The organism is Xanthocytophaga agilis, assembly GCF_030068605.1.
Lineage (GTDB): Bacteria > Bacteroidota > Bacteroidia > Cytophagales > 172606-1 > Xanthocytophaga > Xanthocytophaga agilis.
In genome coordinates this window covers 230,404-254,139 of sequence record NZ_JASJOU010000009.1, presented here as the reverse complement: position 1 = coordinate 254,139, position 23,736 = coordinate 230,404, and the positions used below count along the sequence as shown (strand labels likewise).

Here is a 23,736-nt window from a genome sequence, read left to right as displayed (position 1 = left end):
TTTTTCAGAATACCTATATGGCTACAATGGTTAAAAATTATGACCCTGTACGTTATAAGACACCAACAGGATCTCAATTGCACTGTAAAGGCTGGATACAAGAAGCCGCTTTACGCATGTTGCTGAACAATATCAATCCGGAAGTAGCAGAAAGGCCTGAAGAACTGATTGTATACGGAGGAAGAGGGAAGGCCGCCCGAAATTTTGAAGCACTGGATCTGATTATTAAGGCATTGAAAGATCTTAATGAAGACGAAACATTACTGATCCAATCCGGAAAGCCTGTAGGAATTCTGCCAACACACAAAGATGCGCCTCGCGTATTAATTTCTAATTCGCAATTGGTACCCAATTGGGCTAATTGGCAGCATTTTAATGAATTGGAGCAAAAAGGGCTGATGATGTATGGACAAATGACAGCTGGTTCCTGGATATATATTGGCTCGCAGGGAATCGTACAGGGAACCTATGAAACGTTTGCTGCTATTGCCAGAAAACATTTTAATGGAACGTTAAAAAATACGTTATCTGTGACAGCAGGCCTGGGAGGAATGGGAGGAGCACAACCATTGGCTGTTACTATGAATGAAGGTGTGTGTCTGATAGCAGAAGTAGAGGAATGGCGTATTCTGAAACGACTGGAGACAAAATACCTCGATGTATTCTACACAGATATAGATGAAGCCATTGACAAGGCATTACTGGCAAAGAAACAAGGAGATACTTTGTCTATTGGAGTTCACTGCAATATTGTAGACTTACTTCAGCGGCTTATAGACCGGAATATCACACCAGATATACTTACCGACCAAACCTCTGCACATGATCCATTGATTGGGTACTTCCCACAGCATCTTTCTGTTGAGCAAGCGAATATAGTACGTCAGGATAACCCGGAGAAATACCTTGTGCTCGCATATGAGTCTATCGTAAAACATGTACAGATAATGCTGGAGTTACAACAACGTGGAAGCATAACCTTTGACTATGGAAATAATATCAGAGGAAGAGCATTTGAAAAGGGATTGACCAATGCGTTTGATTTTCCAGGATTTGTGCCTGCCTATATTCGTCCATTGTTCTGTGAAGGGAAAGGACCTTTCCGATGGGCTGCATTATCTGGTGATCCGGACGATATTCGGGTAACAGACGAATTGATACTGTCGTTGTTTCCTGAAAATGAATCTCTTCGAAGATGGATTACACTGGCTCAGAAAAAAATTGCCTTTCAGGGATTACCTGCCCGCATTTGTTGGTTAGGACAAGGAGAGCGGGAAAAGGCAGGACTTGCCTTTAACGAGCTGGTACGAACCGGTAAAGTAAAAGCACCATTAGTGATTGGTCGTGATCATCTGGATACAGGCTCTGTTGCATCTCCTAACAGGGAGACAGAAGCTATGCTGGATGGTTCGGATGCAGTGGCAGATTGGCCTGTACTGAATGCGTTGATTAATACTGCTGGAGGAGCAAGTTGGGTATCACTGCATCATGGAGGTGGTGTGGGAGTGGGATATTCCATTCATGCTGGAATGGTGATAGTAGCAGACGGTACAGAGGATGCTGCTATTCGTTTAAAAAGAGTACTACATAATGATCCGGGTTTGGGTGTGATCCGTCATGCAGATGCTGGCTATGATATTGCAAAAGATACCTCTAGAACGCATCGGCTAGACCTAAAAGAAAGGTTGAAATAACGTATCTTGTCCTCACCCCTGTTATTTACGTTTCCATGCTTATTATTAATATTAAACAACTCGTCGGCATACGAGAAGAAACCTCCCTGCTGAAAGGTAAGGCAATGGCCGAATTACCTTATCTTGACAATGCATTTTTACGAATTATTGATGACCAGATTGTTGAGTATGGAGAGATGAAAGATCTGTCAGAGAAAGGGTGGGATAATGAAGAGCAGATAGATGTTGCCGGACAGTATGTATTACCTGCCTGGTGCGATTCACATTCCCATCTGGTGTATGCCGGAAGCAGAGAAACTGAGTTTGTTGATAAGATCAAAGGAATGAGTTATGAGACCATTGCTAAAAATGGGGGAGGGATTTTAAACTCAGCCCGATTGCTGAATAACACGCCAGAAGAAGAACTCTTTCACCTTGCTTGGCAACGTCTGGAAGAAGTGAAAAAACTAGGTACAGGTGCTATTGAAATCAAAAGTGGTTACGGGCTTACAGTAGAAGGTGAACTGAAAATGCTACGTGTAATCCGAAAGTTGCAGAAAGAGTCAGATGTATTAATCAAATCCACATTTCTTGGAGCACATACCTATCCATCTGTATTTAAAGACAATCATCAGGCATATATCCAGCAGATTATAGAAGAGATGTTGCCTGTTATTGCAGAGGAGCAACTGGCTGATTATATAGATGTTTTTTGTGAACAGGGATTTTTTAGCGTTCAGGAAACCGAACAGATACTGGAAGCCGGAATACGTTTTGGACTGAAGCCTAAGTTACATGCAAATCAGTTACACGTATCAGGTGGAGTACAAACAGGAGTAAAATACAAGGCTATTTCGGTAGACCATCTGGAAAGTATAGGGGAAGCAGAAATTGATTGTTTAAAAGAGAGTAATACCATTGCGACACTATTGCCTTCAGCTGCTTTCTTTTTGAGGATGAGCTACCCGCCTGCTCGCCAGATGCTGGATGCAAATTTGCCATTGGCAATTGCTACAGATTATAATCCGGGATCATCGCCCAGTGGAAATATGCCCTTGCTGATAGCACTAAGCTGTATACAACTTAAAATGACACCTGAAGAAGCTATCAATGCTGCAACTATTAATGGAGCTTTTGCCATGGAATTGCATAACAGTACAGGAAGTATTAGCCGGGGTAAAAAAGCCAATCTGATCTTGACAAAGCCTATACCTTCTCTTGCTTATCTGCCTTATTCGTTTGGCTCTACTCTGATTGATAAAGTACTGTTACAAGGCAAATGGGTATGAAACATTTTTATTCGTATGAGGCTGTCGATAGCAAGCCTTATATCAGATATCGGGAAGGGGAAACGAAACTGGGTGAACAAATCGTAATTTCAAAAGCTGGCATTGCCAACAATTGCCAGTTTGTGCTACTAGGTATCAAAGAAGATATTGGTGTAAAAGCTAATCTGGGAGTTGGAGGTGCCAATACTGTATGGGATAGTTTCCTGTCTGCCTTTCTCAATATTCAAAGTACAGATTTATTTACCGGAAACGAAGTTCAGTTACTTGGGTATTTTGATTTTACAGAGCCCCTACATTCTTCAGAACCATATATATATCGTAAGCAAGTAGAATACATCGATAGCGAGGTTGAGGCTCTGGTTATGGATATTGTGAAACAGAACAAGATCCCAATTGTTATAGGAGGAAGCCATGCCAATGCTTATCCTATTATAAAAGGTGTTTCTTTGGGACTTCAACACCTACATACATTCTCTAATTATTCTCTAAATTGTATTAATCTGGATGCTCATGCTGATTTCCGGCGAAAAGAAGGCCGTCATAGTGGCAACGGTTTCCGGTATGCTTATGAAGAGAAGTTCTTAAAGAAATATGCTATTGTAGGCTTGCATGAAAATTACAATCCCCAAACTATTATCGCAGAAATAAAGCAAAATGCAGCTATATGGTTTTGCTTCTGGGAAGATATATTTCTGCGGGAAAAGTTATCTTTCAAGGATGCTGTATACTCGGCTATAGAATTTACCAACGGTACTCTGACAGGGATAGAATTGGATCTGGATTGTATTGAAGATGTATTGTCAAGTGCCATGACTCCTTCTGGTATTTCGGCTACACTCGCCCGGTGGTATCTATATACAACAGCCTTACAGTGTATGGTGGCCTATCTGCATATTTGCGAAGGAGCTACTCAGTTGGCAGATGGCAGGAAAGATCTTACCACTGGAAAATTAATCAGCTATCTGGTATCAGATTTCGTGAAAGGTTATCTGGAAAAATAATACTCCTCACAAAGGTTCTCTTTGTGAGGAGTATAGTAAAGGTGTCTAAGTAAAAGTGATAGCAATTTTGATTACTGAATCTTCACCGGGAAGACTACTTCTACATCTGTTTCTCCTTTCGTAATAGTATCACCTGCTGCTTTTTCCCCTGGTTTATGTTTTAAGGTAATTTTTAATGTGCCTTTAGATGCTGTAGTAGTTGCAATGGTAGATTTTAGACCTAATGGCAAGTTATTACTGTCTACGTCTGTAGTTGTTACAGTCAACTGTGCTCCTGTTGCCTGATAATAAAACTGGTGAGCAATTGCTTCCTCTTCGATCTCGGCTGTTACATTATATCCTTCTGCTGTAGAAGAAAGCGTTTCATTTAGGATCGTTAAAGCTCCTGTATAGCTTGCGTTAGCTTCAAGCACCAGGGTATCCGGCGTAATAGTACCACTTCCATCACCTTCCGGATCTTTAAAGGAAATACTTACAGGAGTCGAACTACCTGACTTAGTTAGTGATAACGTAACTGTTGTAATTAACTCCTGTTCTAAAGGTTCTGGATCATCTTCTTTGGAACAACTGCTGAACACAGCCAATGAAGCGATACCCGTCCATAGTAGCATGGTTTTGAATGTGTGGTTTGTCATAGCAATCTGGATTAATGTGGAACTATTGCAATTGTGTTGCAAATGTAAGGAAAGTTTTTGTTTGTGCTACATTGTTGCAATAAAATTCTAAAGAATAATTGTCTCACTACTCCAAATTTCTCTGAGCAAAGGCTGTGATTAGAAACTGAATTTTAACCGTATGATTATATTTCGACCAATCTCATCTGAGAAGTAGCGAAAACGGTTTAAATAGTCCCGGTATCGGACGTTGGCCAAATTCTGACCTGATACTCCAATATCAGCTATATATTTCCCAATAGGCCATGCAAAGCCCATATCTGTACTCAGTAGCATATAACCTACTGGAGGAGGCGCAAAGTCTCCTACATAAATAGTACGGGTAGCTCCACCTTCAGTAGTAGTGGTTGTATAAGTAGGAGGAATTCGCCTTTGTTTAGACACATTCAGAACACTAATAGCTACATATACATTGGTAAGTTTCTTCCATTTTTTTTTCTCAAAGCGGAGGGTGTTTTCGATCCGATCTGTTGGTATCCAAGGCAAATACTCATCCGTGGTTCTGTTCAATGCCCGTACCATGGCGAGTTTGCCTTGCCAGGACAGGTAAGGCAGAAACTGATATTTCAGAGTAGCATCCAGGCCTTTAAAGAGTGCATTGGTCTGGGTATAGGTATAAGCTGGAAATGCTCCACGGATGGTTACAATCGGTACAGAATCCGGTTTGAGATAAATATAGCCTGGCATATAATTGGAATATACACCAATATCTACACTGAGTTTATCTGTAGGTTTCCAGTTAAGACTAACTGTAGTATGATACGACTGCTCAATAGAAAGCGCTGAGTCTCCTTTTTCATAGGCAGCTGCTCCATGATGTACACCTGCACTATATAGTTCTGCAGCAGTAGGTGGCCTCCAGGCAGAAGAAAAGTTCAGATTAATACTAAGATTTTGATGGGGTTGATAGGTCGTACCTAATGTACCTGAAAAACTTGTATATGTATAACCAGGAGAGATTACACTTTGACTCCCTTGCTTTCTGCGATACACATCAAGATGCCTATAATCGTAGCGGAGGCCTGCTTCTGCCTGCCACTGGTTTTTAGCCCATTTTTCGATGATAAATCCACCTATACCCTGATTGTTAAAGTTAGGGATTAAGTACACATTCCCACCTACATTATTACCCTGATAGACAGTAGATACTCCTATTGTTCCAGTTGTATTGGGTAGTAAAGATTTGTGTTCCCACAGCAACTCATAGGTGTAAGTGTACAAACGGAATCGGATATTGGTACTTCGTACAGAAGGTGCATCGTATTCCTGCCGGAAATTATACTGATACCCGAATAATAAACTGAATTTACCCAAGGCCGGACTGATGTAGAATGCATTGGCTTTAGCCAGATTGTGAGAGATGTCCTGATAAGGCCTGCCTATACTATAGGAAAATTTGGATGATACCAGTGGACGGTCTGCATTGATGGCATTTTCCAGATCCGTTTGGTTGCCGATATGTGATCCGGTGAATATGCCTATCTTGGTTGAGAAATGGCTGAAAAATACATCGAAGCCATACTTAGCGGTTTTATACCCTGTTGCTGCAGAAACGTTTGCTTCCTCAAATTGGGAATTGGTAAGATAATAGTCTGGAGTACGTGAAGTACCTGCCTTTTTATACGTTCCCTGTACACGCCATCCTAAGCCATTTATTTTTTTTAATCCACCTTCCATCAAACCTGATACTGTCCCTTGACGGTTATTACTAAATGCGTGAAGGTTTATTTCTCCTGAAATCTTATTGGTTTGTGGCAGAGGATCTGGTTCTACCATAATCACTCCCCCTATAGCATCAGCCCCATATCTGACACTGGAGGCTCCTTTGATAATTGTAATTCGTTTGGCTACAAACGGATCTATCTCAGGTGCATGTTCGCTACCCCATTGTTGACCTTCTTGCCTGATACCGTTATTGAGAATCAGTACCCGGTTGCTATGCAGACCATGGATAACAGGTTTGGAAATACTGGGACCTGTTTGAATAGAATTCAGACCTGGCAGTGTCTTGACCATTTCACCCAGCGCTATGCCTTGTATACGTTCCAGATCCTTGCCTTGTAACGATTGTTGTGGTAGTAAAGTCGCATTTTCCTGATGAGTGCCTTGTACCACAACGGTTTCCAGCGTTTCTTCCATCTCGTCCAGATGAAAGTTAAGATTACCTTGCGACTTGGTTATCTGAATATAGGTAGAGTCTGTGTGGTGGCCTACATATTGGCAAATAACTGTATAGGTACCTGGACAAACATGATCAATATGATAGCGCCCTTTCTCATCTGTAGTAGTCCCTTGCTTTAGCTCAACAATAAATACAACCGCCCCTGGAAAAGGTTGTTGCTGGGAATGTACTACTGTGCCACTAACCGATAATTGACAGTTCTCCTGAGCTTGCAGGCTGTTACCGAATATTCCTCCAATGAATAGTAGTAAGCTGTAGAGGGCTATTCTTTGAAGTATCTTGTACGTATTCATTACCTATTGAAAATGCTATGCTTGATGGTCTGCTTCTGAGTAATATACAAATATACTGGTTTTTGCAACATGATTGCAATTTTACTTTTGAATGAAAAGAAATTATCTGAATACCTACTCAGAGTCTAGCTAGTCGGGTGGTATACTATAGCGTAGATAGGAAAAAGGAGGTAAGCGAGCCTCAAAGACTAAATATGATTTTCAAAAACGATGGGGTAAGCTGGGGAATGATGGGGTAGCATACGGGGAAGGGTTAACTACCTGATACAGAAGCGGGGTAAGAGGGGGAGCATTTTTGGCCGGAAACTCTTCTGGAAGAAACGGGAATAGTGGGGTATGTATATACTATATATAGTATTTTTTATATTATTCTCTATATACATATATAAGGGAATCCTACCCCGCTTACCCCCACCTCTGTATCAGGCAGTTAATATCACCCCAAAATCTACCCCGAACTTACCCCATCTTACCCCAAAAGTAGAAGAGCTATATTTTATCAATGGAAAGATAAAATCGACATTGCAGCTAGCAGAATTACAAATTTAAGGGGATGACAGATGAAAGTTTTCAGAATCATGGATGTAATGGGTATACACAGATGTCACAGAGTTTCCTTCCCCCATTGCACATTAGAATCAACTTCAGTATTTGACCGGAACTCCAATCATTTTTTCGTTTGCGCATAAATTACTACAAACAATTTTTTGAGCGTTATTCACTGAAATGTTTTGTTTGCGGTTAGTTCAACGCATCCGAACTGTTGCGGTGTATTCCACGCAAAAACGTTTGTGATCGGAATACACCGCAAACTCTCTTAAAGGTGGGTTATATCTAAAGTTCACCACAAAGTTGTCAATGCGTTGAATACACCGCAAAAAAGTTTTTGCATAGAATTAACCGCAAGATTTTTTTCGACCTAAGAAAAGCTCAAGCATAGTTTATACATTAAATTCAGGAGCATAAAATGATGACTAATACTTGGCTTATCCTTCCTGGCCTTTCCATAAAATGATTCCAACTATTGCAAAAAGCAAAAAGGCCTTCCCTATAAATCAGGGAAGGCCTTTTTGCTATAAGAATGAGATATAATTATTTGCTACTTGCCAATTTGCCTTGTTCCAGTGCCGCTGCTTTAGGGAAAGACTGTAGGGCTTTCTGGAATACAGGATCTTGTTCCAGGGTAATCTGATAATATTCATTATTTAAACCATCTTTCTCTGAACGTCTCCATACTGTACGTGCTATCAGTGCTTTTAACTGATTGGATAAGAATGCTTTGGAGCGCTGAAAGTCTTTATCGTTATACGTAATGTTGGCTTGGTTGGCCATCTTGATTACATCCTGTAACATGGCATCTGTGATGGTAACTTTTTTGCGAAAGTCTGCAAAACTCATTTTGTCAAGTTCTTTGCGATGGTCTGTAGCATAGTTAAGTGCATATTCCCGAACAATATTGCTGTTATACAACTCTGCAAGGTATTTGGTATTGTAGTTGGTATCCAGACTTACAAATACATCAGGCATGATTCCACCTCCACCATATACTGTACGACCTTTAGCTGTTTTGTACGTTTTAGATGTATTAAATTTAATACTGTCTGCATTAAAGAACTCTCCATGTTCATAGCGTTTTTCTATATCACGATCATAGTCATCTGTACCATCATGCGTATATTCTTTTTGAATGCTACGGCCACTAGGAGTATAGTATCTGGAGATCGTAAGGCGTAACTCAGAACCATCTTCAAGAGGGATTGGAGCCTGTACGAGTCCCTTTCCAAACGAACGACGTCCTACTACCAATGCTCTGTCATTATCCTGTAAGGCACCTGCTACAATTTCAGAGGCAGAAGCACTTCCTTCGTCCAGTAACACAATGATAGGGCCTTTTTCAAAGATACCTGGTTGAGAGGCATTTACTTTCTGATCATAGCGTGACTCTTTGCCATCTGTATAGACGATTAACTTGTTTCCTGCCAGTAGTTCATCAACCATATTGGTAGCTCTATCCATATAGCCACCAGGATTGCCACGCAGATCCAGTACGAGTTGTTGCATTCCCTGCTTTTTCAGATTCCCAAGAGCTTTCTTGAATTCATCATAGGTATTGGCTGCAAAGCGGCTAACTTTGATATAGCCAGTACTATTGTCAACCATATGTGATGACTCGATAGAGAATTGAGGTATTTTATCTCTGGTAATGTTGAAATAGACTACCTCTTTTACACCTTTTCTGACAATTCCTATTTTAACTTTTGAACCTCTGGGACCTCTCAGAGAAGTAAACACAAGATTGTTATCCAGACTCTTACCTGTAAGTTTTACCCCATTGGCTTCAACAATCTTGTCACCAGCCCGAATCCCTGCTGATTCTGATGGACCACCGACAAGAGGAGCAATCACAGACACAGTGTCCCGAAATATATTAAATTCAACCCCAATCCCATCAAAGTCGCTTTCCAGTTGTGCACGAGCCATTTGAATATCGCTGGCAGGTATATAGGCTGTATGAGGATCTAGTTTTTCCAGCATCTTCTCAATGGAGTAATCTACCAGCTTTTCAATATTGACAGTATCCACATAATCCCGGTCAATTAACGAAAGTATCTCCCGATATTTCTGATAACTTTTGGCCACATTACCATTATTACTGTTTCCTCCGACTTTTGCTCCCAGAAAAATCCCTCCAGCCAGAGTTACGGCCAGCAAAATAGGTAAACGCACATAAAAGCTGGAATTTCGTATTGTACTCATGTGTTTAAATAATTAAAATTAATACTTAATATCTCTACCATCTATTAGGTAAGCAGTTTGTATACAGAGTATAGTCTATGCTATTTCCATTTTGCCTTCCATTGTAAGTAAGGCTTTTCCATTCCATACGTTCTCCAAAGAAGAATGATTCAGACCTTAATGGCAAACTTAAGGCTAAATTTTTTAAGCTTGCGAATGTGAGCTATAATGTATCTATAAAAATAAAGAAAAAAGTGCAATGATAGTGGAGAAATTTGATAGACGGGATTCGCACGTTTTTTGCTGGCAATAAAAATACATAAGCTGCGTTTTTTTTCAATTAAACAATAAAGATATACATACAATGATTTTTATCATTGGTAGTCTTTTCTGTATATTGTTTTTTTGCAGGCTAAACCACTTCATTAAAAGATTTTTTTACCTTTGTAAGAAAGACAAGTACTTATGGAACATACCATTCTTCGCCGTACGATTACTGAGCTTGTAGATGATAACTATGTGTATGCACATGTGTTGTATTATTTTGGTATTCGGTTTTATGAGTATGCAGATGATACACTAGAGCAGGTTTGTCGGCGTCGGGGATTGAATGTTTCTCAGGTAGTGCATAGTCTGGAATATGCTTTACAGCAAAAAAATACGAAGTCAATTACACTGGAAACACTTCCTGTAGATTTGATTATAGAGTTTTTGCGCCATACTCATGCCGTTTTTGTAAAGCAAACTCTACCTTATATGGCACATCTGGTAGAGACGTTACGCTATGAATCATACCCATGCATAAAGGATCTACAACTTTTGTTCCCTCTTTTTGTAGAAGATTTTATACTACATATTCACGAAGAAGAGGATACACTCTTTAACTATGTAGCCTTACTTCAAAAGGCACAGCAACATAAAGTTTCTCTGGGAAAAGTATTCTTCGAACTGGAGAATAAGTCTGTACAGCATTTTGCGGACGATCATGAAACACATGACGATGAAATGGCTGGTATACGCGAAATTACCAATAATTATACTCTGCCAGCCGGAAGTAGTCAACATCTGAAGGTTGTTTTTGCTGAGTTGAAATCCTTTGAGACAGAACTGCACACACATGCCCGTATAGAAAACGAAATTCTGTTTCCAAAGGTGCTTGAACTAGAAAAAGAGGTACGGGAAGTAGTGAAGCAGATTGCTGTTTTAAATTAAAAAAGACCTACATAAGATTCCAGTATATACATTTCCAGAATCTTATTGATATACTATATGCCACGTATTTTAGCAATTGATTATGGCTTGAAGCGAACAGGACTAGCTGTAACAGACCCATTACAGATTATCGCTTCTCCATTGGATACAGTTGCTACTCATCAATTGATGGATTTCCTCAAATCCTATATGGTACAGGAGGAAGTAGAGAGCTTCGTAGTTGGGCAGCCAAAACAGACAGATAATACACCATCCGAAATAGCCCCTCATGTGGAAGGTTTTGTTAAGCGATTGAAGGCACAATTTCCTGAGACACCTGTTCACCGGGTAGATGAACGCTTTACTTCCATCATGGCTCAGCAGACTTTAATAGCTGGTGGAATGAAAAAGAAAGATCGTCAGGATAAATCGAATATAGACAAAGTCAGCGCTGCGATTATTCTACAATCTTTTATGGAATCGAGAAAATAACAGACCTGTCTACTGATTTCCTTAAACAGAACTATCCTAAAATCTGTTGAAAGAAGAGAATGCTTATGAAAGACAGATTACTGAATCTTAATACATACCCATGTTGCTTCTGCTACCGGGACTTCATCCACATAAGCAACACCTGATTGTTTTACGATCTTAGTACTTATTTTAAGATTTTTAATAATCATCTTGACTGTCTTTCCAAATTCTACACCTGCGTGAAAACACGCCATTTCAATTCCTGCCAGGCCAAAAAGTCCTTCTGTTGCGTTTATTTTACGGGCTCCGGCTCCACCACATTGAGCCATTGACTCAATTAAAATCATTCCAGGTACATAAGATGTTTCCGGAAAGCTACTGTTGAGAAATGAATCAGAACTGTCGAATTGCTTTATTCCGATTACTTCTTCCAGTGTGGCCGAGATAATAGAATCTACATAGAGAAATGGATCCCTATGAGGTAATAAACTTTCAATTTCCTTCATATCAGTGTAGAGTATTAGTTGCTCATAAAAACAAACGAATACAGTAATATATCTAGCTATACCAAATATATTAAAAACATGCTGACTTTCAAATTATCCTTTTTTTTCCTGCCCGCCTTTTTTTGCCTATCTTTGCAAAAACGTTTTCTACTTATTTAGTTTATGATTTATCCTATTACAGCGTATGGCGACCCTGTTCTGAAAAAAGTCGCACAGCCAATTGAGAAAGGAACTGATATTAAAAAGCTGGTAGATGATATGTATGAAACCATGTACAATGCCAGTGGTGTAGGGTTGGCTGCCCCTCAGATAGGAATGAGCGTCCGAATATTTGTAACAGATGGTAGCCCTATGGATGAGGAAGATGAGGTATTACAGAAGTTTAAAAAGGTGTTTGTAAATCCAACAATTCTGGAAGAAACAGGTGACGAATGGGCTTTTGAAGAGGGTTGTTTAAGCATTCCGGGTATCCGTGCTGATGTAAATCGTCCCCCTAAAGTGAAGATTCACTATTTTGATGAGAACTGGAATGAGTATACAGAAGAATATGAAGGTATTCCTGCCCGGATTATTCAGCATGAATATGACCACTTACAGGGAGTATTGTTTGTAGATAAGGTGTCTGCTATGAAGAAGCGCTTGATTCAATCAAAGCTGGCTGACATTAGCAAAGGTAAGGCTCGGGCTGATTATCGCTTACGTTTTGCCAAATAATAATTCAGTATCTACCTTTATCTGTTGGTTGACACCTGGATAAAGGTAGATTTCTACTGTATGAGTATCATATGTATCGGTATGTATATAAGACCCAGGAGCTATCAGAACATCCATACTGTTTCAGGAGTGACACAATAGTCCAGAGGAATATCATATTGATCTATATCCTCTATTTTTTCTAGGGGAGAATTGTAAGATAATCCTATCTTTACTACATCCGGACGGCATTGTGCCAGAAACCGATCATAGAATCCTTTTCCATAACCTACACGATATCCTTGTCGATCATAGGCTAAGAGTGGGACTAATACATAATCTATCTGTGTGGTTTCTATTTTTTCAATAACTTCCGGCTCCTGAATACCCCAGTCTGATACTGTAAGAACTGTATCCTGTGCTAGCAAACAGCTAATTATTGAAAGGGATGCTGCATCTGTTTTGGGTATTACAATCTGAGTATTCGGAAAGTCTTGCTGGAGCCTTCGTATAATAAGCCAGGTATTTATTTCATTGTTTTTTACAATAGGTAAAAAGCAATGTATTGTCCGGATAGTCTGAAAGTTGAAAGTCAGAAATAACTGATCAGAAATTTGTTGACTTAAACTCTGTACCTCCTGCTGGGATAATTTTTTCTGATTGGTAAGATACGTACGACGTAAACTGGCTTTTGTATTAATGGCTGTAGTAGTTATCTTTTCTGGCATAGTGCAAATTTAATCTTTACTCTCCTCAATAGATAATTTGACAACATCAATATGTGAATCCTTCATTGACAGGATTGTAAATGTAAAAGGAGATAGATGAATTTGTTTATTTACAGAAGGAAGATCTTCATAGATAGAAATAATTAGTCCTCCTAATGTACCGTATTCGCCCGTTGGAAGGTTTAAAGTGTATTTATCATTCAGATAATCAATCTCATGACGTGCACTCAATAAATAGGTCGACTCGTTTAGCTTTTCCTCCACCCAGTCTTCACTTACATCGTATTCATCCTGGATTTCACCTAATAGTTGTTCAATAATATCTTCAATACTAACCAAACCAGAAGTACCCCCATATTCATCTACAACCACTGCCAGACTCTTTTGTGATTGTGTTAATTCTATTAACACATCTGTAACAGGAGTAGTTTCGGCTACAATTTTTACAGGTGTCAAAAGCTGTTGAATATCCTTCGGCTTTTTAAATAACTCTATCGCATGACAATACCCAATGATATTATCAATAGAGTCTTTGTATACCAACACCTTGGAATGTCCGCTCTCTACAAATTTCCTTTTTAACTCACTCATGCCCTCTTCGATATCTATTGCAGAAATTTCTGTTCTGGGAATCATGCAATCTCTTACCTTGATTCGTTTAAATGAAAGTGCGTTGTTAAAAATCTGAGTATCTACCTCATCTTCTTCTTTGGCTGTTTCCGTATAGTCCAGCTGTTCCAGATAAACAGTTAATTCTGTCTGGCTAAACAAGGGTTGTATGTCTTTTTCCGGAATACGTAGTACATGCTTGATTATCCATCGGGAGATAGTAGCCATACCTGTCATAAAAGGATACAGAAGAATATAGGCTACTCGAAAAGGAATGATCGCAATTTGTAACCAGTGATGAGGATTAACCAGAAACAAGAATTTTGTGAGGCACTCTACAACAAGATAATACCCTGTAAATATCAGAAGTAAGGATAGTGGTAATAGAATGTAACTGTGATTATATGAGGTAGTATGGAGAAAATCTTTTAACCAGGGATATAGTTGACCGAATGCTAGTATCGTATAGGCTACAGTTGAAAGAATCTTTCCTATTAATGTTGTACCAATCAATCCGGAAGTGTTCTTTACAAACCGGGATAATACCTTGCCTGAGTATAGACCCTGCTCTTCCTGTAACTCTATGTGAAGTTTGCTGGCAGAAACAAAAGCAATTTCAATACTGGTGAAAAAAACAGCAGATACTAATGCTAGAAATATACCCAATACAGAATTCATGAAGTGTCAGATAATATATTCTAAATACACTAGAGACAGCATATTAATTATTATTTTTTCTTTCTGGTAGTTTTTGATTTTAGCTGTGGTGGTTCTTTACTTGTCTGCTGAGCTGCCTGCTTTGTTCTACGCCATTGGTATCCATACAATAAGATCAGAGCCAGCATCAAAATCCAGTAACTCTGGGCAAAGCCTCTTAACAGGATTTGGTGCAGGCCAATAAGCAGAAGTGCAAATGCCGGATATAATAAAAGTACGTCAATAAGTTTCACTGTAGGTATTGATGTATAATGAATAAGGAAATAGATATTTGTACAATTACTGTTTACACAGATATCTATTTCTCCATTAAGATAAAGAGTATAGTATTATTGGTCTACTGAAAAGACTCCTGAAATTTTACGCATTTTATAAGAACTAAAATCCTGCTTTGCTTCCAGACCTGTTCCTTCTATCCGCTCTTCTGGAGTAATAATTGTAACAAACTTATCTGTGTATAGTTTTTTAGTATCTGGATTCCAATCAAGGCGTTCTGTTTTCAATGTCTGATTCTTTTCCAGATTGGTAACTATTACATTCCCAAGCGCAATATGTACATTAGTTGCCCGATATTGAACGCCCTTATTGGCTCGTAGTGTAGTAGTTTTAATACCATTTTTATTATAAAATTCAATAAAGATTCCTTTGGTAAAATGCTGATCCTCGTTTTGCATAACCAATAATTTAGGTGCCTGCAACCGAACACTTAATCGGGCCGAATCTGTCATAATCAGCTCCATGTTATCCTCTTCCCGTTTAGGCCCTTTGTATTTGCCTGTTTGCTGGGCAGGAGCCTCTTCTTCACAGGAAGTCATTAAAACACAAAATACCAACCCCAGGGTCAGTATTTTGCTTTTTGTTAGTGTATTTTTCATAGCGATATGTATATGGACGTAAATAGCACACCAAATACCATGCCTTAATCAATCTTATACCTGCGGAACCAGTCAAATGCGCTGATACTAAAGTCAAATACGATTTTGAAGTAGTTCTCTTTAACCATTGCTTTGTCTCCACGCTGACCCAGAACAAACGTTGCATTCAGATAGGAAAGCGCACTTCGATCCTGAGTAGTAACTGGGAAAGATGCCCCAAAACTTATGCTTCGGTCTGATAATTGTTTATCATTATATTTGATTGGCATCTGACTGTAGTTAAAACCTGCCCTGAGTGTTACACGTTTCAGATAACTGTTAACAGAGTTGATGTCGGGAGTATATTCGGCTCCTACGCCAAATCCATAAGCTGATGATAGTGAATCTGTATTATAGGAGATATCGTAACCTGACCAGTTTTTGTAATAAAAGTCTCCAGATACAGCCCATTTGAATGGTTTCTCGATATTAAATCCTGCTCTGAATCCCCCTGGCATCAATACCCTTCCTGATTCATTTTTTACCAGACTATCTTGTCCGAAGGGCCCTGATTCTCCATTGTCTGAACGATTTTCCAGTACTTGATCTCTTTTAAGATTAATTCTTCCCGGTATATCATAAGTACCTGCAAAACTCACATACACAATTTTTAAACTATCTCTCTTGTCGTAGTTAACTCGTTTACGATAAGCAAAACCTGGTTTGAAGGTAAATCCGGATGCTGTAATATTCTGAGTATACGCAGAGGTAAAAGGAAGTCCATGAACTTGACTGATATTCTCCTTAGTCGTAGCTCCAAAAATATAAGAGGTTTGCAACCCAAGATATAACTGGTTCTTTAATAGGCTAAATCCATTATTCCAGTTTAAACTGGTAAATCCTCCTTTACCTAGATAACGTGTGGTTGCAGTATAAGCCGTACCTGCTAATATTCTCGTGTCACTAATGTCATAGTTTACAGAACTAAGAGGAGACAAAACCAATCCAGTTGTCCAGTAACGCGCTACAGGAAGTGCCAATGCCAGATTATTTAGGGTACCGCCCGTTACTGTCTTGGATGCATCACTTGTACTCATTTTTTTATACTGACCTATCACGCCAACTTCCAGTGTAACACTTCTGTTTCTGGCCCATAAAGCAGGATTCATATTGTTGATAAAGAAACCATTGGAATAAGCCACACCCGCACTTCCCATCGCTTGCTGAGGTCCAAAGGCAGGGTTTACAATATCTCCGATTCCTAATTGAGAATAAGGAGAACTTCCCATATTCTGGGCCTGTAAAACAGTATTACAAAGAATAAAAGCAAAGACAAAAGATAATCTGAGAAAAAAACGCATGTGAAATAGGTTCAGAGTTCAGGATTTTAGAATAAAAGTATAAGAATCAATACTTTAGTAAGAAAATGAATCACTATACTTCTATGTTAGTATCTCTTTAAGTTGTCAATAGTATGATTTAGAATATGATTTAAACCAATCAGAACTAATTCCGAAACAACAAATATCGGAGTTTTAAGCTGCCTTTCAAAAAAATGTGCATCCCCCCCACAAATAATTACATTACTAACAGAATATTGCTGTTTGTATTGTTCAATAATACCTTCAATTTCTGCTGTCATACCCTTGATCACGCCACTTTGCATTGCTTCCAGTGTAGTAGTACCTGTAAGAAATACCTCTGGGGTTGGTTCCAACAAGGGTAATTTACGAGTAAACGTATGCATGGCTTGAAAGCGCATATGTAATCCAGGTGATATACTTCCTCCTCTATAATCTGTGCCATTTTCCAGCCATTCATATTTAATACATGTACCAGCATCAATAACCAGACTGGATTGATTAGGATAGAGTGCCTGAGCTCCAGCCACTGAGGCTATCCGGTCTGTTCCAAGTGTGTGTGGAGTTTTATAATGATTGGTAAATGGCAACGGCAACTGACTGTTCAGAACCCAAATAGCAGGAGTTATATCTGAAAGAGTTTCTTTCCATGTTTCAGCATCTCCTGTAACGGATGAGATTAATATAAAGTCGGGCTTCATCTCCGTTGCTATTGCTGGTAATTCGCTGGGATCAACCCTCTTATATATATAGTGAGAAGAGTCTGCTCCGAAATAACCTATTTTTGCAGAAGAATTACCAATATCAATAACCAGATTCATATATAATTTCAGGATCACATTTCAGTAGCAGATGATATGTGATTGTATGCTGAATGAGATCTTTCAATGAGACTACAACAATAAATCAGGCATGCCTTACTACTATTTTACCAGTTCTTAGAAAAAAACGAATTAAACTTTGAGTTACCTCACGCTTACCTGTTGTGAATCTTTTGTTTTATGTATTTTGCGCCTACTTTCACTGACAAAGCTACTACCTTTGTTCCGGATTTAAATAATTTTAACAACTTTTAACCTTGCACCTTATCTACATGAAAGTTCAGGTATACTGTTCTTATTTTTTACTATTGTTCTGTATTGGATTTTTTTCCTGTAGCACTGAGACCAAAAACGAACAAAAGGAGGATGTTGTTGCGGTTGACTCCATCTCCCATAAAGATTCAGTAAAGTCAGAACCTGTGATAGAGCCTATCTCTTTTGATCGTACAGATGACTATACCTCCCGAATTATTGCAGGTATGAAGGATGGAGATACTAACCCTTATAAAGCTGTGAGTGAATCAGCTTCCTGGAAGAAATTTGCTGCAACGATGGATAGCAGTTGGGCTCGTGTCAACAGACAACGCCTAGATAAGATGCGTAGCTGGTCAGAGGCCGAACTGGCAAACTTATCTGCTACAACTGTCTTCTATCCGTTTTCCGGGCCTGATTTTATTCACGCTACTACTTTTTTCCCTGGGGCAGATAAGTACTATTTATTTGGTCTGGAACCAATTGGTGATTTACCCAATCTCAACACTAAGTCAGAGAAGGAGGTTGCCGCCTATTGTGAAGCTATGCAGGGGGCCTTAAGAGATATTTTTCAACGCAGCTATTTTCTGACAAAGAAAATGTCGACAGATATGCCAAAGATAAATGGAGTAGTACCCATGATCTGTACCTTTCTTGTACGTACGAATCATATAGTTACAAAAATACAACCCTTATTATTGATGGAGAATGGGCAGACAATGAACTGGGTTGGTACAGCAAGCGATTCTCCTAAAAAGTTACCTCGTCTGGTTCGTATTGATTTCCTGGATACAGATATGCGGAAACCTAAATCCGTGTATTACTACTCTGGAGATCTTTCGGATAATGGAGTTAAGGTGAAACCGGCTATAAAAGCTTTTCTGGATGCTTTGCCTGAGGGATGTGTTGGGTATTTGAAGTCTGCCAGTTATCTGATGCATTATGAGTCATTTTCAACAATCAGAAATGCAATGCTTGAAAAATGTAATGCCATTTTGCAGGATGATACAGGAATTGCCTATAAATATTATGACCCTACCCAATGGAATGTACAACTATATGGAGTATATACACCTCCAATTGAAGAGTTTAAAGGTCGTTTCCAGAAAGAACTTGATCGTGATTACAAAGATAGCAGTCGGGTTAAATTCTTACCATTTGAAATAGGGTATCACTGGGGGACACATAAGGATAACCTACAATTGGCAACAAAGAAATGATTATAGTAAACTGCATAAAAAATCCATTGCACACCTGCGATGGATTTTTTTATGCATCGAGATCTTTATAAAAAATATTTTGTCTTTTGTTTATAAATAAACGAACATTCATTTATATTTGTATTCAATGAGAACAAGAGACGAAAATAAAGAAAGCATAGTAAAGGTAAAAGCATTAGAAATGCTTGTGAATGAGGGTTTTGATGGGTTTAGTATGCAGAAGCTGGCTAAAGCAGCTGGAGTATCGCCTGCTACTCTCTACATTTATTATAAGGATAAAGATGATCTGATTGTAAAGTTGGGGATAGAAGAAGGAAAGAAAATGATTGCCGCCACATTTGAGAACTTTTCTCCTGAGATGCCATTTGCAGAAGGATTACGAGTTCAGTGGTATAACCGGGTTCGGTATTGTATGGAGCAGGGTATTTCAACCTGTTTCTTTGAGCAGGCTAAGCATTCCCCTTATAGAGATAAAATAAGTGCATCTATTACAGAAGATTTTAAAGAAGTGATGGGGAAGTTTATACAGAATGCGATAGAGAACAAAGAATTAGTCACTGTGCCTGTTGAAGTGTTTTGGTCTGTAGCGTTTGCCCCACTTTATAATCTGATCCGATTTCACCAAAATGGTAAGAATATGGGGAACCGGGATTTTAGCTTAACGGATGATTATATTGAACAGACGCTTACCTTGGTCATAAAGGCATTAAAACCATAAATGTATTCAAGATAGAAATTCATTTATCCTGAATACCACTCATGAAATTTTTTTTTCAGATGAATAATAGTCAGAGTAAATTGAAATTTGATAGATAGGTGTGGTCTATCTACCATGTAGTTCAAAATAAGTAGCCTCAGTAAAATAAGTCAGTAGTTTATAAAGTAAAGCATCTATCTGATACGTCTTCCCAACAGACAAGTACTACCTGTTACCTATCAATATAGACTGATTGTTGATCAGATGTGATTTACATTTTTTATGTATACCAATGCCTCATTGTAAATTTTATCAGTTATGACTATCACTACAACGCAAAATGACATTTTAATTTTTCGGACCAATATCCGGAACAAAAAAGATCTGCTGACAATAACGCCTGTCCTGAATGCTGATACCCGAATCCTTCATTGGAATATAGCTCAGGATGATACAGACAGGGTATTACGTGTGAAATCCAATTCATCTGTTTTGTATCCGCAGGATATTATCTTCTTACTAAGAGAAGCTGGCTTCTTCTGTGAAGAATTGCCAGACTAAAAACTTAAATACACCTGTTCATGGAAAATAAAGCTACATCTAAGGAAAAAAAATTTACCAGCTATCAGATATTTATTATCGCCATACTAGCTATTCTTCAGTTTTCAATTATTCTGGATTTTATGGTGCTGTCACCTTTGGGTGCACAGCTAATGAAAGAGCTTACTATTTCGACCGAGCAATTTGGCTGGGTTGTCTCTGCCTATGCTTTTAGTGCAGGTGCTTCCGGATTACTGGCTGCAGGATTTGCAGATAAGTTTGATCGTAAAAAATTACTCCTGTTCTTTTATGCTGGTTTTATTATCGGAACGCTATTTTGTGGAATGGCACCTGATTATCCGGCTCTCTTGGCTGCTCGTGTTGTTACAGGCATTTTCGGTGGAGTAATAGGATCTATCGGGTTTGCTATTATTACAGACTTATTTCCATTGGAAGTGAGAGGACAGGTAATGGGATTTGTACAAATGGCATTTGCGTCCAGTCAGGTTATGGGTATCCCTGTGGGTTTGTATCTGGCCAATCACCTGGGATGGCATTCGCCCTTTTTAATGATTGTAGGAATAAGTATATTGATATGGATCGCTGTGTTTTTATATATGCAGCCAATAGACGTCCATTTAAAAAATCGGTCAGACAAGAACCCATTCCTACATCTGGCCCATACAGTCTCACAACCTGAATATCTGAAAGCATTTGCTGCTACAGCTCTTCTGGCAACAGGTGGATTTATGCTTATGCCATTTGGAAGCGCATTCAGTGTGCATAATCTTGGGTTATCGCTGGATGATCTGCCTATGATTTATATGGTTACAGGTATCTGTGCCATGATAGCCGGACCCGTTGTTGGAAAAATCAGCGACAAAATTGGTAAGTATAAAATGTTTTGTATTGGTTCTGCCATAAGTAGTGTGATGATATTTATTTATTGTCATTTAGGAATTACTCCTTTGTGGACAGTTATTCCAATCAATGTGATTCTCTTTGTTGGAATCTCTTCCCGTATGATTTCTTCCTCTGCTTTGGTGAGTGCAGTGCCCTTACCTCAGGATAGAGGTGCTTTTATGGGTATCAACTCTTCTATACAGCAGATTTCAGGAGGAATAGCCTCTGCTGTGGCAGGTTTAATCGTTTTTCAACCATCGGAGAATGCTCCTTTAGAACATTATGATCTTTTAAGTTATGTAGTGATTGGTTCTATTCTGGTTACAGTAGCTATGATGTATATGATTCATATATATGTTGCCAGGAAGCTGGCAATGGTTCCGGTGCCAAAACCTGCTTTGTAGTTAAGTAAAGAACTCTTTTCGCCACTCTGTTTTTGCTTATTCGTAGCAAAGACAGAGTGGTTTTTTGTGGGAAAGCTCTCTGTCAAGAGAGTGATTACTTATAAAAAACGTTATAGTTATATCTACATATATGTATTTATGCATGTAGTATGGTATCTTTGAGGTAGTAATTTTATTTTCTCAAAGATAGTTAAATCCGCAACATGCTAAGCAAAAACATTTTTTACCCAATTGCCTTATTACTACTCTTAAGTGGAACTTTATTAAATTGTTCCAAGTCAGATGAAGCACCATGTGTTACCTCACCGCCGACCTTGGTGTTTGCTCTGTTAGATAGTACAAATCAATCTATTATTACGGCAGATAATCGTGGATCTCTCAAGATCTCATATACAAATAAGGTTGGCTCCAAGGTCTATCTTTCTGATGTAACTGCTGTGAAACCTACCGATTCACAACTATTTTATGGCAGTAGTTATTTGATTATAACTACTGCCAGAGGAGAAAGTATTTCTTCATTTGATCTGGAAATTTCCGGAAAAGTTATAGGTACTCTTTCGGTTGATACTTATCAGAGTAGCAATAATTGTGGTAGTTGGGTATATGCTTCTGCTTTACGGTTTAATAATACTCCGGTTAGTCTTACAGATGGAATATATATGATCAAAGTTAACTAATTGATAGGTAGAGTATTTTGTTTTTAATTAAGTGGTTGTTTTATACATAGGGAACAAATAATATAATTGGAAGGGTTACCCTATTAATTCTTTGATTAGAAATTTGTTCTCTATGAGTAATTCCCCTACAGGCTTTCAGAAAATAACCGCTATTCTGCAAAAAGCTGGATTGGACGGTTTTTTGCTAGCACTGCTGTCAATGATTGGCTTGGCCTATCTGTTTCCTTATCCAGGTACCAAAGATAGCCCATTTCATCTGGATGAGATAGCAAATTATGGTGTGTCGTTGATTTTTTTCTTTTATGGTTTGCGTCTAAGCCCAGAAAAATTAAAAGCAGGATTAAGCAACTGGCGGTTACACACACTTATACACTTTACTACGTTTATACTTTTTCCCTGCCTGATTCTATGTTTGCAAAGCCTTTTTAAGGCTCAGCATGGAGCGGTGCTGTGGCTGGCTATATTCTATCTGGCTACTCTTCCTTCTACTGTTTCTTCTTCTGTTGTTATGGTATCAATTGCTGGAGGTAATATGCCGGCAGCTATTTTCAATGCCAGCATTTCAAGTTTACTGGGTGTATTTATTACCCCTTTGTGGATGAGTTCCTTCCTGAACGCCAATTCTGGAGAGTATCATTTAGGTGATGTGATTGCTAAGTTGGCTTTACAAGTATTATTACCTGTTGTATTAGGCGTATTGTTACATTCCCGATGGGGAGAGTTTGCTGAGAAGAATAAGCAAAAGCTTCGTATGATGGATCAGACCATTATTCTGATGATTGTCTATACTTCATTTTGCGAATCTTTTTCTGAAGGAATCTTCCATAGTTATACGTTGATAGATATTTTTCTGTTGGGAGTAGGCATGCTGGCTTTATTCTTCCTGGTATTTTCTGTAGTACATCTAATTAGCAAGTTATTGAAATTTTCGCCAGAAGACCGGATTACTGCTTTATTTTGCGGCTCAAAGAAATCACTGGTACATGGTACCGTTATGTCTAAAGTATTATTTCCGGATGTAGCAATGGCTGGCATTATGCTGTTGCCATTGATGCTTTACCATGCTTTACAATTGTTGGTAGCAAGTATTATAGCACAATCAATTGCTAGAAGTAGGGAAGATAAAAATAAAAAAGCTGCTTAAATCAATTCATTTGTATACTTTGCCTGCTAGTATTTTTTAGTTGGTTTTATTGGCTTTATTATAAACACACATTACTGTGAGCTTTGATTGATCAAAA

At 38.7% G+C, this 23,736-nt stretch carries 22 protein-coding genes; 12 read left to right on the top strand and 10 right to left on the bottom strand.

The features are described 5' to 3' along the window. Nucleotides 1-17: 17 nt before the first annotated feature. Genes hutU through QNI22_RS24170 form a run of 3 tightly spaced genes read left to right on the top strand, consistent with a single transcriptional unit; the run spans nucleotide 18 to nucleotide 3,963 of the window. Nucleotides 18-1,694 carry a urocanate hydratase gene (hutU, locus tag QNI22_RS24180; protein WP_314514442.1) on the top strand — a complete coding sequence of 559 codons (1,677 nt, stop codon included), beginning with the start codon at nucleotides 18-20 and terminating at the stop codon, nucleotides 1,692-1,694. 35 nt (nucleotides 1,695-1,729) lie between these two features. After that, on the top strand, nucleotides 1,730-2,962 hold the full coding sequence (gene hutI / locus QNI22_RS24175; RefSeq protein ID WP_314514441.1) for an imidazolonepropionase: 1,233 nt from the start codon (nucleotides 1,730-1,732) through the stop codon (nucleotides 2,960-2,962). Further along, nucleotides 2,959-3,963, top strand: coding sequence for a formimidoylglutamase (locus QNI22_RS24170; RefSeq protein ID WP_314514440.1), 1,005 nt, complete (start codon nucleotides 2,959-2,961; stop codon nucleotides 3,961-3,963). The genes hutI and QNI22_RS24170 overlap by 4 nt, the downstream gene beginning before the upstream one ends. Before the next feature lie 71 nt (nucleotides 3,964-4,034). On the opposite strand, the gene QNI22_RS24165 is transcribed toward QNI22_RS24170, so the two are convergent. The 3 genes from QNI22_RS24165 to QNI22_RS24155 form a co-directional block, all read right to left on the bottom strand. Continuing rightward, a complete protein-coding gene (locus QNI22_RS24165; protein ID WP_314514438.1) occupies nucleotides 4,035-4,598 on the bottom strand; it encodes a hypothetical protein in 564 nt (187 codons plus the stop codon). A 138-nt stretch (nucleotides 4,599-4,736) separates the two neighbouring features. After that, nucleotides 4,737-7,112, bottom strand: coding sequence for a TonB-dependent receptor (locus tag QNI22_RS24160; protein WP_314514436.1), 2,376 nt, complete (start codon nucleotides 7,110-7,112; stop codon nucleotides 4,737-4,739). A 1,092-nt stretch (nucleotides 7,113-8,204) separates the two neighbouring features. Continuing rightward, nucleotides 8,205-9,869 (bottom strand): S41 family peptidase, encoded by a 1,665-nt coding sequence (locus tag QNI22_RS24155; RefSeq protein WP_314514435.1) that lies wholly within the window; start codon nucleotides 9,867-9,869, stop codon nucleotides 8,205-8,207. 444 nt (nucleotides 9,870-10,313) lie between these two features. Here QNI22_RS24155 and QNI22_RS24150 point away from each other — a divergent pair, with 444 nt between their 5' ends. Both QNI22_RS24150 and ruvX read left to right on the top strand, forming a co-directional pair. Next, nucleotides 10,314-11,060, top strand: coding sequence for a hemerythrin domain-containing protein (locus QNI22_RS24150; protein ID WP_314514433.1), 747 nt, complete (start codon nucleotides 10,314-10,316; stop codon nucleotides 11,058-11,060). Between the two features lie 57 nt (nucleotides 11,061-11,117). Beyond that, nucleotides 11,118-11,531, top strand: a complete 414-nt coding sequence (ruvX, locus tag QNI22_RS24145) for a Holliday junction resolvase RuvX (protein ID WP_314514431.1) — start codon at nucleotides 11,118-11,120, stop codon at nucleotides 11,529-11,531. Nucleotides 11,532-11,608: 77 nt separating this feature from the next. On the opposite strand, the gene QNI22_RS24140 is transcribed toward ruvX, so the two are convergent. Continuing rightward, nucleotides 11,609-12,019, bottom strand: coding sequence for a 3-hydroxyacyl-ACP dehydratase FabZ family protein (locus QNI22_RS24140; protein WP_314514429.1), 411 nt, complete (start codon nucleotides 12,017-12,019; stop codon nucleotides 11,609-11,611). A 162-nt stretch (nucleotides 12,020-12,181) separates the two neighbouring features. Between QNI22_RS24140 and def the strand changes: the two genes are divergently transcribed. Next, entirely contained in the window at nucleotides 12,182-12,733 is a 552-nt protein-coding gene (def, locus tag QNI22_RS24135; RefSeq protein WP_314001793.1) for a peptide deformylase, read from the top strand. 104 nt (nucleotides 12,734-12,837) lie between these two features. On the opposite strand, the gene QNI22_RS24130 is transcribed toward def, so the two are convergent. From QNI22_RS24130 to QNI22_RS24105, 6 genes are all read right to left on the bottom strand, one after another. Then, on the bottom strand, nucleotides 12,838-13,440 hold the full coding sequence (locus QNI22_RS24130; protein ID WP_314514427.1) for a 5-formyltetrahydrofolate cyclo-ligase: 603 nt from the start codon (nucleotides 13,438-13,440) through the stop codon (nucleotides 12,838-12,840). A 9-nt stretch (nucleotides 13,441-13,449) separates the two neighbouring features. Beyond that, a complete protein-coding gene (locus QNI22_RS24125) occupies nucleotides 13,450-14,727 on the bottom strand; it encodes a hemolysin family protein (protein ID WP_314514425.1) in 1,278 nt (425 codons plus the stop codon). 50 nt (nucleotides 14,728-14,777) lie between these two features. Continuing rightward, on the bottom strand, nucleotides 14,778-14,999 hold the full coding sequence (locus QNI22_RS24120; RefSeq protein ID WP_314514423.1) for a hypothetical protein: 222 nt from the start codon (nucleotides 14,997-14,999) through the stop codon (nucleotides 14,778-14,780). A 96-nt stretch (nucleotides 15,000-15,095) separates the two neighbouring features. Next, nucleotides 15,096-15,641 (bottom strand): LPS export ABC transporter periplasmic protein LptC, encoded by a 546-nt coding sequence (gene lptC, locus QNI22_RS24115; protein WP_314514422.1) that lies wholly within the window; start codon nucleotides 15,639-15,641, stop codon nucleotides 15,096-15,098. Between the two features lie 44 nt (nucleotides 15,642-15,685). Beyond that, nucleotides 15,686-16,981, bottom strand: a complete 1,296-nt coding sequence (locus tag QNI22_RS24110) for a BamG family beta-barrel-assembly machinery protein (RefSeq protein ID WP_314514421.1) — start codon at nucleotides 16,979-16,981, stop codon at nucleotides 15,686-15,688. Between the two features lie 86 nt (nucleotides 16,982-17,067). Further along, on the bottom strand, nucleotides 17,068-17,802 hold the full coding sequence (locus QNI22_RS24105; RefSeq protein WP_314514419.1) for a type III pantothenate kinase: 735 nt from the start codon (nucleotides 17,800-17,802) through the stop codon (nucleotides 17,068-17,070). A gap of 272 nt (nucleotides 17,803-18,074) precedes the next feature. Between QNI22_RS24105 and QNI22_RS24100 the strand changes: the two genes are divergently transcribed. From QNI22_RS24100 to QNI22_RS24075, 6 genes are all read left to right on the top strand, one after another. After that, nucleotides 18,075-19,274: a hypothetical protein gene (locus QNI22_RS24100; protein WP_314514418.1), complete on the top strand. Its 1,200-nt coding sequence runs from the start codon at nucleotides 18,075-18,077 to the stop codon at nucleotides 19,272-19,274. A gap of 127 nt (nucleotides 19,275-19,401) precedes the next feature. Continuing rightward, on the top strand, nucleotides 19,402-19,992 hold the full coding sequence (locus QNI22_RS24095) for a TetR/AcrR family transcriptional regulator (RefSeq protein ID WP_314514417.1): 591 nt from the start codon (nucleotides 19,402-19,404) through the stop codon (nucleotides 19,990-19,992). 297 nt (nucleotides 19,993-20,289) lie between these two features. Continuing rightward, nucleotides 20,290-20,532 carry a hypothetical protein gene (locus QNI22_RS24090; RefSeq protein WP_313986460.1) on the top strand — a complete coding sequence of 81 codons (243 nt, stop codon included), beginning with the start codon at nucleotides 20,290-20,292 and terminating at the stop codon, nucleotides 20,530-20,532. 20 nt (nucleotides 20,533-20,552) lie between these two features. Continuing rightward, a complete protein-coding gene (locus QNI22_RS24085) occupies nucleotides 20,553-21,818 on the top strand; it encodes an MFS transporter (protein ID WP_314514415.1) in 1,266 nt (421 codons plus the stop codon). 203 nt (nucleotides 21,819-22,021) lie between these two features. Next, nucleotides 22,022-22,495 (top strand): hypothetical protein, encoded by a 474-nt coding sequence (locus tag QNI22_RS24080; RefSeq protein ID WP_314514414.1) that lies wholly within the window; start codon nucleotides 22,022-22,024, stop codon nucleotides 22,493-22,495. A gap of 112 nt (nucleotides 22,496-22,607) precedes the next feature. Continuing rightward, on the top strand, nucleotides 22,608-23,639 hold the full coding sequence (locus tag QNI22_RS24075; protein ID WP_314514413.1) for a bile acid:sodium symporter family protein: 1,032 nt from the start codon (nucleotides 22,608-22,610) through the stop codon (nucleotides 23,637-23,639). Nucleotides 23,640-23,736: the final 97 nt, after the last annotated feature.

What these genes read in the sequence shown, in the direction of transcription:
- QNI22_RS24140 (WP_314514429.1), bottom strand. Translation starts at nt 12,019, where the DNA reads ATGAAGGAAATTGAAAGTTTATTACCTCATAGGGATCCATTTCTCTAT.
- QNI22_RS24100 (WP_314514418.1), top strand. Translation starts at nt 18,075, where the DNA reads ATGAAAGTTCAGGTATACTGTTCTTATTTTTTACTATTGTTCTGTATT.
- QNI22_RS24090 (WP_313986460.1), top strand. Translation starts at nt 20,290, where the DNA reads ATGACTATCACTACAACGCAAAATGACATTTTAATTTTTCGGACCAAT.
- lptC (WP_314514422.1), bottom strand. Translation starts at nt 15,641, where the DNA reads ATGAAAAATACACTAACAAAAAGCAAAATACTGACCCTGGGGTTGGTA.
- hutU (WP_314514442.1), top strand. Translation starts at nt 18, where the DNA reads ATGGCTACAATGGTTAAAAATTATGACCCTGTACGTTATAAGACACCA.
- QNI22_RS24130 (WP_314514427.1), bottom strand. Translation starts at nt 13,440, where the DNA reads ATGCCAGAAAAGATAACTACTACAGCCATTAATACAAAAGCCAGTTTA.
- QNI22_RS24160 (WP_314514436.1), bottom strand. Translation starts at nt 7,112, where the DNA reads ATGAATACGTACAAGATACTTCAAAGAATAGCCCTCTACAGCTTACTA.
- QNI22_RS24085 (WP_314514415.1), top strand. Translation starts at nt 20,553, where the DNA reads ATGGAAAATAAAGCTACATCTAAGGAAAAAAAATTTACCAGCTATCAG.
- QNI22_RS24110 (WP_314514421.1), bottom strand. Translation starts at nt 16,981, where the DNA reads ATGCGTTTTTTTCTCAGATTATCTTTTGTCTTTGCTTTTATTCTTTGT.
- ruvX (WP_314514431.1), top strand. Translation starts at nt 11,118, where the DNA reads ATGCCACGTATTTTAGCAATTGATTATGGCTTGAAGCGAACAGGACTA.
- QNI22_RS24095 (WP_314514417.1), top strand. Translation starts at nt 19,402, where the DNA reads ATGAGAACAAGAGACGAAAATAAAGAAAGCATAGTAAAGGTAAAAGCA.
- QNI22_RS24170 (WP_314514440.1), top strand. Translation starts at nt 2,959, where the DNA reads ATGAAACATTTTTATTCGTATGAGGCTGTCGATAGCAAGCCTTATATC.
- QNI22_RS24105 (WP_314514419.1), bottom strand. Translation starts at nt 17,802, where the DNA reads ATGAATCTGGTTATTGATATTGGTAATTCTTCTGCAAAAATAGGTTAT.
- QNI22_RS24150 (WP_314514433.1), top strand. Translation starts at nt 10,314, where the DNA reads ATGGAACATACCATTCTTCGCCGTACGATTACTGAGCTTGTAGATGAT.
- QNI22_RS24075 (WP_314514413.1), top strand. Translation starts at nt 22,608, where the DNA reads ATGAGTAATTCCCCTACAGGCTTTCAGAAAATAACCGCTATTCTGCAA.
- def (WP_314001793.1), top strand. Translation starts at nt 12,182, where the DNA reads ATGATTTATCCTATTACAGCGTATGGCGACCCTGTTCTGAAAAAAGTC.
- QNI22_RS24155 (WP_314514435.1), bottom strand. Translation starts at nt 9,869, where the DNA reads ATGAGTACAATACGAAATTCCAGCTTTTATGTGCGTTTACCTATTTTG.
- QNI22_RS24125 (WP_314514425.1), bottom strand. Translation starts at nt 14,727, where the DNA reads ATGAATTCTGTATTGGGTATATTTCTAGCATTAGTATCTGCTGTTTTT.
- hutI (WP_314514441.1), top strand. Translation starts at nt 1,730, where the DNA reads ATGCTTATTATTAATATTAAACAACTCGTCGGCATACGAGAAGAAACC.
- QNI22_RS24165 (WP_314514438.1), bottom strand. Translation starts at nt 4,598, where the DNA reads ATGACAAACCACACATTCAAAACCATGCTACTATGGACGGGTATCGCT.
- QNI22_RS24080 (WP_314514414.1), top strand. Translation starts at nt 22,022, where the DNA reads ATGCTAAGCAAAAACATTTTTTACCCAATTGCCTTATTACTACTCTTA.